The organism is Erwinia artemisiae (assembly GCF_051400835.1).
Lineage (GTDB): Bacteria > Pseudomonadota > Gammaproteobacteria > Enterobacterales > Enterobacteriaceae > Erwinia > Erwinia aeris.
The window spans coordinates 96,702-104,078 of the sequence record NZ_JBLFFM010000003.1 but is presented as its reverse complement, the minus strand read 5'-3'; the positions used below and the strand labels follow the sequence as shown (position 1 = coordinate 104,078).

Here is a 7,377-nt window from a genome sequence, read left to right as displayed (position 1 = left end):
TGGTTGCGGGAGCCGGATTTGAACCGACGACCTTCGGGTTATGAGCCCGACGAGCTACCAGGCTGCTCCATCCCGCGTCCGAACTTCCTAGCGCTTCCATCACGACAGGTTTACTGCTTTTCCCCGGAGGGAATTGGTTGCGGGAGCCGGATTTGAACCGACGACCTTCGGGTTATGAGCCCGACGAGCTACCAGGCTGCTCCATCCCGCGTCCGTGGATGCGCACTATACTCTCCGGCGATTTTGTTGCAACCCCTTTTTGCAAATTAACGCCTGAAATCGCCCTTGCTGCTTAATTTGTCAGCCGATTGTTGTATTGTTGTGCAAAAACGACGCTTCTTTTTGGCGAGGACGTTTTAATCTGTGGGGCGCTTTGCTATCTTCGCCTGCAATTGCGTATAAAGGTAGAGAATAATGAAAGGACGTTGGGCAAAGTATATGGTCACCGGGGCGTTAATCGCCCTGCTTGCGGGATGTTCCTCCAAACCTACCGATCGCGGCCAGCAGTATAAGGACGGCAAGCTGCAGCAGCCGCTGGGGCTGGTTAATCAACCTAACGCCAAAGGGCGCCCCGTTAACGGCAAAGATTTTGCCGATCAGCTGCTGGAAATCCAGGCCGCTTCGCCAGCCATGTTTTCCCGCCAGCTTTCAACCTACAGCGCGCTAAAAAGCTGGCTGATGGCGGGCGGTGATACGCGGCAGCTGCGCCAGTACGGCGTGGATGCGTATCAGATGGAAGGCACCGACAATTATGGCAACGTGCAGTTTACCGGTTACTACACGCCGGTTATCCATGCCCGCTACACCCGCCAGGGCGAATTTCAGTATCCTTTATACCGCATGCCGCCGCGCGGCAAGCGCCGTTTGCCAAGCCGAGCGGAAATCTACAGCGGCGGCCTGGATGAACGTTACGTTATCGGTTACAGCAATTCGCTGATGGATAACTTTATTATGGACGTGCAGGGCAGCGGCTACGTTGACTACGGCGACGGCCGTCCTTTGACCTTCTTCGGCTACGGCGGCAAGAACGGCCATGCTTATCGCAGCATCGGTAAGGTGCTGATCGATCGCGGCGAAGTGAAGCGCGAAGATATGTCGATGCAGGCTATCCGCCAATGGGGCGAAAACCACAGCCCGGCCGAGGTGCGCGAGCTGCTGGAGCAAAACCCGTCCTTTGTCTTCTTTAAGCCGGAAGAGTTTGCGCCGGTACGCGGCGCGAGCGCGGTACCGCTGATCGCCAAAGCCTCGGTGGCCGCCGATCGTTCGCTGATCCCGCCGGGCACGGTACTGCTGGCGGAGGTGCCTTTGCTGAACGATAAAGGCAAGTTCAACGGCAAATATGAAATGCGCGTGATGGTGGCGCTCGACGTGGGCGGCGCTATTAAGGGCCAGCACTTTGATATCTATCAGGGTATCGGCGAGCAGGCGGGCCATATGGCAGGCTGGTATAACCACTACGGTCGCGTCTGGGTGCTGAAAGCGGCGCCGGGCGCGGGCGTTTCTCCTTTCTCTATGGCACAAAATGGCAATGCCGGTGCGGCGCTGGTCAGTCGATAATTAAGGTCAACGGGCCGGCGTTTCCGGCCCGTTTCCGACGTTGAGGTAAATCATGAGGGTTCTTTCCGACGCCTGGCTACAGCGCTTTGGCGGCACGGCACGTTTATATGGTCAGTCTGCTCTGCAACTTTTCGCCGACGCGCATATCTGCGTGATCGGCATTGGCGGCGTAGGCTCCTGGGCCGCTGAAGCGCTGGCGCGCACCGGTATCGGCGCCATCACGCTGATCGATATGGACGATGTCTGCGTGACCAATACCAACAGGCAGATCCACGCGCTGAAAGGCACAGTAGGGCAGGCGAAAACCGAGGTAATGGCGCAACGCATCCTGGCCATCAACCCGGAATGCAAAGTGACCTGCGTGGATGACTTTATCACTGCGGAAAATACGGCTGAGCTGATGAGCGGCGGCTTTACCTATGTGATTGACGCCATCGACAGCGTGCGGCCAAAAGCGGCGCTGCTGGCCTGGTGCCGCCGTAATAAAATCCCGCTGGTTACCACCGGCGGCGCAGGCGGTCAGATCGATCCCACGCAGATCCAGGTGGCGGATCTGGCGAAAACGATTCAGGATCCGCTGGCGGCTAAGCTGCGCGAACGGTTAAAAAGCGATTTCAATATCGTTAAAAACAGCAAGGGCAAGCTGGGTATTGACTGCGTGTTTTCCACCGAGGCGCTGATGTATCCGCAGCCGGACGGTTCCGTTTGCGCTTCACGCAGTACGGCGGAAGGGCCAAAGCGGATGGACTGCGCTTCCGGCTTCGGCGCGGCCACGATGGTCACCGCCACTTTCGGCTTCGTGGCCGTTTCCCACGTGCTGAAAAAAATGATGGCGAAAGCGGCGCGCGCCTGACGCCGCTTCTGATTTGCTTAACCCGCTTCGCTCGCCGCCTTCACTACCGCTGTCGCCAGTGCCGCCAGACCGGCGCTGCGCGAGGCGCTGAGCTGATCGCGCAGCCCCAGGTCATCAAACAGCGCCAGCGGATCGCTCTGCAATATCTCTTCGGGCAGCTTTCCTTCCACGCTGACCAGCAGCACCGCCAGCAGTCCGCGCACGATGCGGCCCTCGCTGTCGCCGTAAAAGTGCAGGCTGCCGTCGGGCGACTGTCTATGTCCCAGCCAGACGCGGTTTTCACAGCCGCTGAGTTCGATTTCCGCCGTTTTCCACTCCTCCGCCAGCGCGGGCAGCTGTTTTCCCAGCAAAATCAGCTGGCGATAGCGTTCTTCCCACTGCGTAAAGGCGGAAAAAGTCTGTTTTAAGCCGTCGGCGGTAATCAGCGTGCCGAACGGGTGCGGAGCCGGTAAAGTCGTCATAGTTAATCTGCCAAAAGTTCCAGTGCGGTGGTCATGGCGCTGACCAGCGCTTCAACATCGTTAAGCGTATTATAGGGCGCAAAAGAGGCGCGCAGGGTGCCGTTGACGCCAAGTGCCTGTAGCAGCGGCTGGGCGCAGTGCTGGCCGGCGCGCAGCGCGATGCCGCTTTCCGCCAGCAGCGTAACAATATCACTGTGGTGTACGCCCGCGATATCAAAGGCGAGCAGGCTGGAGCCGCTGGCACGGAAGCTGCGAAAGCCGGGCAGATCCGCCAGCCGCTCTTCCGCCACGTCGGCCAGCCCGCAGCTCCAGCTTTCTGCCGCCGCCATATCCACTGTTTCCAGCCAGCTCAGCGCCGCGCTCAGCCCGATGACGCCCGCTACGTTGGGCGTGCCTGCCTCAAAGCGCCAGGGCACCGCCTGCGGCGTAAAGCCGTCAAAGCTGACGGTGGTCAGCATTTTTCCGCCGCCCTGCCAGGGCTGCATCGCTTCCAGCAGCGCCGTTTTGCTATAGAGCACGCCTGTCCCCATTGGCCCATAAAGCTTATGGGCGGAAAAAGCATAAAAGTCGATATCCAGCGCTGCTACGTCGGGCGGCCGATGCGCCACGCCTTGCGCGCCGTCTATAACCACCTTTGCGCCCGCGCGATGCGCCAGTGCGACGGCCTTGCTTAAATCCGGGCAGCCACCGGTGACGTTGGACATTTGTCCAAGCGCCAGCACCCGCGTACGCGCATTCAGTAAGGTTTCCAGCGTCGCGATGCCGGGCAGCAAATCTTTGCCGATCGGCCACTTCACCACTTTGGCGCCGGTCTGCTCAGCCACCATCAGCCATGGCACCAGATTGGCGTGATGCTCGGCTTCGCTGACGACGATCTCATCGCCTGGCCGCAGGCGTGGTCGAAAATAGCCCTGGGCGATCAGGTTGATCGCTTCCGTGGTGCCTTTGGTCCAGACAATATTGCTGGCGAGCGGGGCATTCAGCAGTCGCGCCACCTGACCACGGGCATTTTCATAGCGGTCGGTTAGCGCACGCGCGGCGGCAAACTGGCTGCGATGCACGGTTCCGGCCCCCTGACTGTAGAACGCCTGGGTGGCTTCAATCACCGCCGCTGGCTTCAGCGTGGTGGCCGCGCTGTCAAGATAGATGCCGGCTTCGTCCAGCGCGGGAAACTGCTGGCGAAAATGAACAGGCGAAAATATGCTCATGTTCTCCTCGGATAAGGGTGGATTGATGCGGTTTTTACCGAATCCAACTGAATTACAGGCGCTTTCCTGGCAATGTCTGAAAAGCGAGTTATCCTGATTTATGCAAGGTTTAAACTATTACCCGCAAATAAGCTTTCTCAGGACAGGCAATTTACTCGCTTTTTGCCTCGGGATCGCGCATTGCGGGTGGTTTATCGCATTACTATCTGCAAGGAGATATAAAGATGAAAAAATTTGCTGCTATTATGGCCGCCTGCGCCATGACTTTTGCCCTGGCTGCCTGCTCAAGCAATTATGTTATGCATACCAATGATGGCCGTACCATCGTCGCCGACGGCAAACCCGTAGTAGATGACGATACCGGTATGATCAGCTACAAAGATGCTAACGGCAACAAGCAGCAGATCAACCGTTCAGACGTAAAAGAAATGGTTGAAATGGGCCAGTAAGTTTCAGGCAAAAAAAAGCACCGCAATTTGCGGTGCTATTAAATCTCTATGGACAGACAGGGTAAATCTAAAAGCGGTAGTCGGACTACCCGATCTGCAAAAGGCAGATCAATTGCAAACACAACATCACGACCACAAGCCAAAAGCCTTCTAAAATCCCCGCGCAAGCGCTTCAATTTCAAACTGCTTTTCGTTCCGGCTCAGGAAGTGCGGCAACTATAGGTATTTGCTGGTGCATCCTCAACGGACAAATTATAATGGCTCGGATAAAAAAAACTAATACGTAAAGCTGCGTCAGCGGCCTTATGTCCGAAGCCAACATTCTGTAACCGGTAATCATGTCGAAACGTCTTCCTCCTTTAAATGCCCTGCGCGTATTTGATGCTGCCGCACGTCATCTCAGTTTTACCCGGGCCGCAGAAGAGCTTTTTGTGACCCAGGCGGCGGTAAGCCATCAGATCAAGTCACTGGAGGATTTTCTGGGCCTTAAGCTGTTCCGGCGGCGTAACCGCTCCTTATTGCTTACCGAGGAAGGCCAGAGCTACTACCTGGATATCAAAGAGATTTTCACCGCGCTGAACGACGCTACCCGCAAGCTTCAGGCACGGAGCGCGAAGGGCGCGCTGACCGTCAGCCTGCTGCCCAGCTTTGCGATCCAATGGCTGGTGCCGCGCCTGTCCAGCTTTAACTCAGCTTATCCGGGGATAGACGTGCGTATCCAGGCCGTCGATCGGGAAGAAGAGAAGCTGGCGGATGACGTAGACGTGGCTATTTTCTATGGGCGCGGCAACTGGCCGGGCCTGCGGGTGGAAAAACTTTATGCCGAATATTTGCTGCCTGTCTGTTCACCTTTGCTGTTAACCGGCGATAATCCTCTTAAAACGCCTGCCGATCTGACGCGCTTTACGCTGCTGCATGACGCTTCCCGTCGCGACTGGCAGGCCTATACGCGCCAGCTGGGCGTAAATATCAACGTGCAGCACGGCCCTATTTTCAGCCACAGCGCGATGGTTTTACAGGCGGCTATCCACGGCCAGGGCGTGGCGCTGGCGAACAACGTGATGGCGCAAACGGAGATAGAAGCGGGCAGGCTGGCCTGTCCCTTTAACGACGTGCTGGTAAGTAAAAACGCTTTTTATCTGGTTTGTCATGACAGTCAGGCAGAACTGGGTAAAATAGCCGCCTTTCGTCAGTGGATCCTGGCAAAAGCAGCCAGCGAACAGGAAAAATTCCGCTTCCGCTACGAAAGCTGAACCCTTAATCATGCGTTGCCAGGGCGGCGGCGCGTGCTGTCTCAGAGGATGATAAGAATGTCGAGTCGTGCAATGCTGATTTTTACGGCCATCAGCGGGTTTGTTTTTGTCATGCTGGGCGCATTTGGCGCTCATGTATTAAGCCGGTCACTGGGGCCGGGCGAAATGGCCTGGCTGAAAACCGGCCTGGAGTATCAGGGTTTCCACACGCTGGCGATCCTGGGCCTGGCGGCAGCGATGCGCAGCCGCGCCAATATCTGGTTTTACTGGAGCAGCGCGCTGCTGGCGCTGGGCACCGTACTGTTTAGCGGCAGCCTTTACTGTCTGGCGCTGTCCCATCTTAAGCTTTGGGTTTACGTTACGCCGGTAGGAGGCTTCTGCTTCCTGATTGGCTGGGTTTTAATGTTGATTGGCGCGCTGCGTCTGAAGAAAAGGGCAGAACGCCATGAATAAAGTTTTACTCTATTGCCGTCAGGGCTTTGAAAAAGAGTGCGCGGCGGAGATCACCGCGAAAGCCGCAGCCAGAGAAGTATTTGGCTTTGCGCGCGTAAAGGAAGATTCCGCTTACGTGCTGTTTGAATGCTATCAGCCTGAAGACGCCGAAAAACTGCTGCGCGAGCTGCCTTTCAGCGAGCTGATTTTTTCGCGTCAGATGATCGTCGTGGGCGAGCTGCTGCGCGATTTGCCTCCTGAGGATCGCGTCACGCCGGTGACGGGGATGCTGACCGGCGTGGTGGAAAAGGGCGGCGAGCTGCGGGTTGAAGTGCCGGACACTAACGAGAGCAAAGAGCTGCTGAAATTCTGCCGCAAGTTCACCGTGCCGCTGCGTTCCAGCCTGCGCTCGGCGGGCATCCTGCTGAATTACGAAAGCGACAAGCGTCCCGTGGTGCACGTCTTTTTTATCGCGCCGGGCTACTGCTACGTCGGCTACTCGCTGCCGCAGAACAACTCCCCGTTCTTTATGGGCATTCCACGGCTGAAGTTCCCGTCCGACGCGCCAAGCCGCTCGACGTTAAAGCTGGAAGAAGCGTTTCACGTTTTTGTACCGGCCGACGAATGGGAAGAACGCCTGGGCAGCGGCCTTTATGCGGTCGATTTGGGCGCCTGTCCCGGCGGCTGGACTTATCAGCTGGTGAAGCGCAGCATGATGGTGCACGCCGTTGATAACGGCCCGATGGCGCCGAGCCTGATGGATACCGGGCAGGTTTTCCACCATCGCGAGGACGGCTTTAAATATCGCCCGACGCGCAGCAACATCTACTGGCTGGTATGCGATATGGTGGAAAAACCGGTACGCGTGGCTAACCTGATGGCCGACTGGCTGGTGAACGGCTGGTGCCGTGAAACCATCTTCAACCTCAAGCTGCCGATGAAAAAGCGCTATGAAGAAGTCTCACAAAACCTGGCGATGATCGACGAAAAGCTGAAGGCCAACGGCATCAACGCGCAAATTCAGGCGCGCCAGCTTTATCACGATCGCGAAGAAGTTACCGTGCATATTCGCCGCATCTGGGGCGCGACGCCAGGACGCCGCGACGAGCGCTAAAGAGAGTCCGGGCCGCAGACCGCTGTCAAAAGACAGGCGGCAATGAAGTT

General features: G+C 57.2%; 8 protein-coding genes and 2 tRNA genes. 6 read left to right on the top strand and 4 right to left on the bottom strand.

The genetic code is table 11. The features are described from left to right. Positions 1 to 77 (bottom strand) — tRNA-Met (locus tag ACMGEE_RS08365). A 57-nt stretch (positions 78 to 134) separates the two neighbouring features. Next, positions 135 to 211, bottom strand: a tRNA-Met gene (locus ACMGEE_RS08360). A 203-nt stretch (positions 212 to 414) separates the two neighbouring features. On the opposite strand from ACMGEE_RS08360, the gene mltA reads away from it, so the two are divergent. Both mltA and tcdA read left to right on the top strand, forming a co-directional pair. Then, on the top strand, positions 415 to 1,557 hold the full coding sequence (gene mltA, locus ACMGEE_RS08355) for a murein transglycosylase A (RefSeq protein WP_253458791.1): 1,143 nt from the start codon (positions 415 to 417) through the stop codon (positions 1,555 to 1,557). A 52-nt stretch (positions 1,558 to 1,609) separates the two neighbouring features. Next, the gene (gene tcdA / locus ACMGEE_RS08350) at positions 1,610 to 2,410 is read left to right on the top strand and encodes a tRNA cyclic N6-threonylcarbamoyladenosine(37) synthase TcdA (protein ID WP_253458794.1); all 801 of its coding nucleotides are present in this window, start codon (positions 1,610 to 1,612) and stop codon (positions 2,408 to 2,410) included. A gap of 17 nt (positions 2,411 to 2,427) precedes the next feature. Here the strand turns inward: tcdA and csdE are convergent, their stop codons facing one another. Both csdE and csdA read right to left on the bottom strand, forming a co-directional pair. Then, the gene (gene csdE, locus ACMGEE_RS08345) at positions 2,428 to 2,871 is read right to left on the bottom strand and encodes a cysteine desulfurase sulfur acceptor subunit CsdE (protein ID WP_301730098.1); all 444 of its coding nucleotides are present in this window, start codon (positions 2,869 to 2,871) and stop codon (positions 2,428 to 2,430) included. A gap of 2 nt (positions 2,872 to 2,873) precedes the next feature. Beyond that, a complete protein-coding gene (csdA, locus tag ACMGEE_RS08340) occupies positions 2,874 to 4,079 on the bottom strand; it encodes a cysteine desulfurase CsdA (RefSeq protein ID WP_370734701.1) in 1,206 nt (401 codons plus the stop codon). Between the two features lie 224 nt (positions 4,080 to 4,303). Between csdA and ACMGEE_RS08335 the strand changes: the two genes are divergently transcribed. The 4 genes from ACMGEE_RS08335 to rlmM all read left to right on the top strand — a co-directional run bounded on the left by ACMGEE_RS08335 (position 4,304) and on the right by rlmM (position 7,327). Next, a complete protein-coding gene (locus ACMGEE_RS08335; RefSeq protein WP_253458800.1) occupies positions 4,304 to 4,528 on the top strand; it encodes a YgdI/YgdR family lipoprotein in 225 nt (74 codons plus the stop codon). A 338-nt stretch (positions 4,529 to 4,866) separates the two neighbouring features. Continuing rightward, positions 4,867 to 5,781, top strand: a complete 915-nt coding sequence (locus tag ACMGEE_RS08330) for a transcriptional regulator GcvA (protein ID WP_125287404.1) — start codon at positions 4,867 to 4,869, stop codon at positions 5,779 to 5,781. A 57-nt stretch (positions 5,782 to 5,838) separates the two neighbouring features. Next, the gene (locus ACMGEE_RS08325; protein ID WP_253458802.1) at positions 5,839 to 6,234 is read left to right on the top strand and encodes a DUF423 domain-containing protein; all 396 of its coding nucleotides are present in this window, start codon (positions 5,839 to 5,841) and stop codon (positions 6,232 to 6,234) included. Continuing rightward, positions 6,227 to 7,327 carry a 23S rRNA (cytidine(2498)-2'-O)-methyltransferase RlmM gene (gene rlmM, locus ACMGEE_RS08320; protein WP_301730100.1) on the top strand — a complete coding sequence of 367 codons (1,101 nt, stop codon included), beginning with the start codon at positions 6,227 to 6,229 and terminating at the stop codon, positions 7,325 to 7,327. Before ACMGEE_RS08325 ends, rlmM begins: the two co-directional genes overlap by 8 nt. Positions 7,328 to 7,377 lie beyond the last annotated feature (50 nt).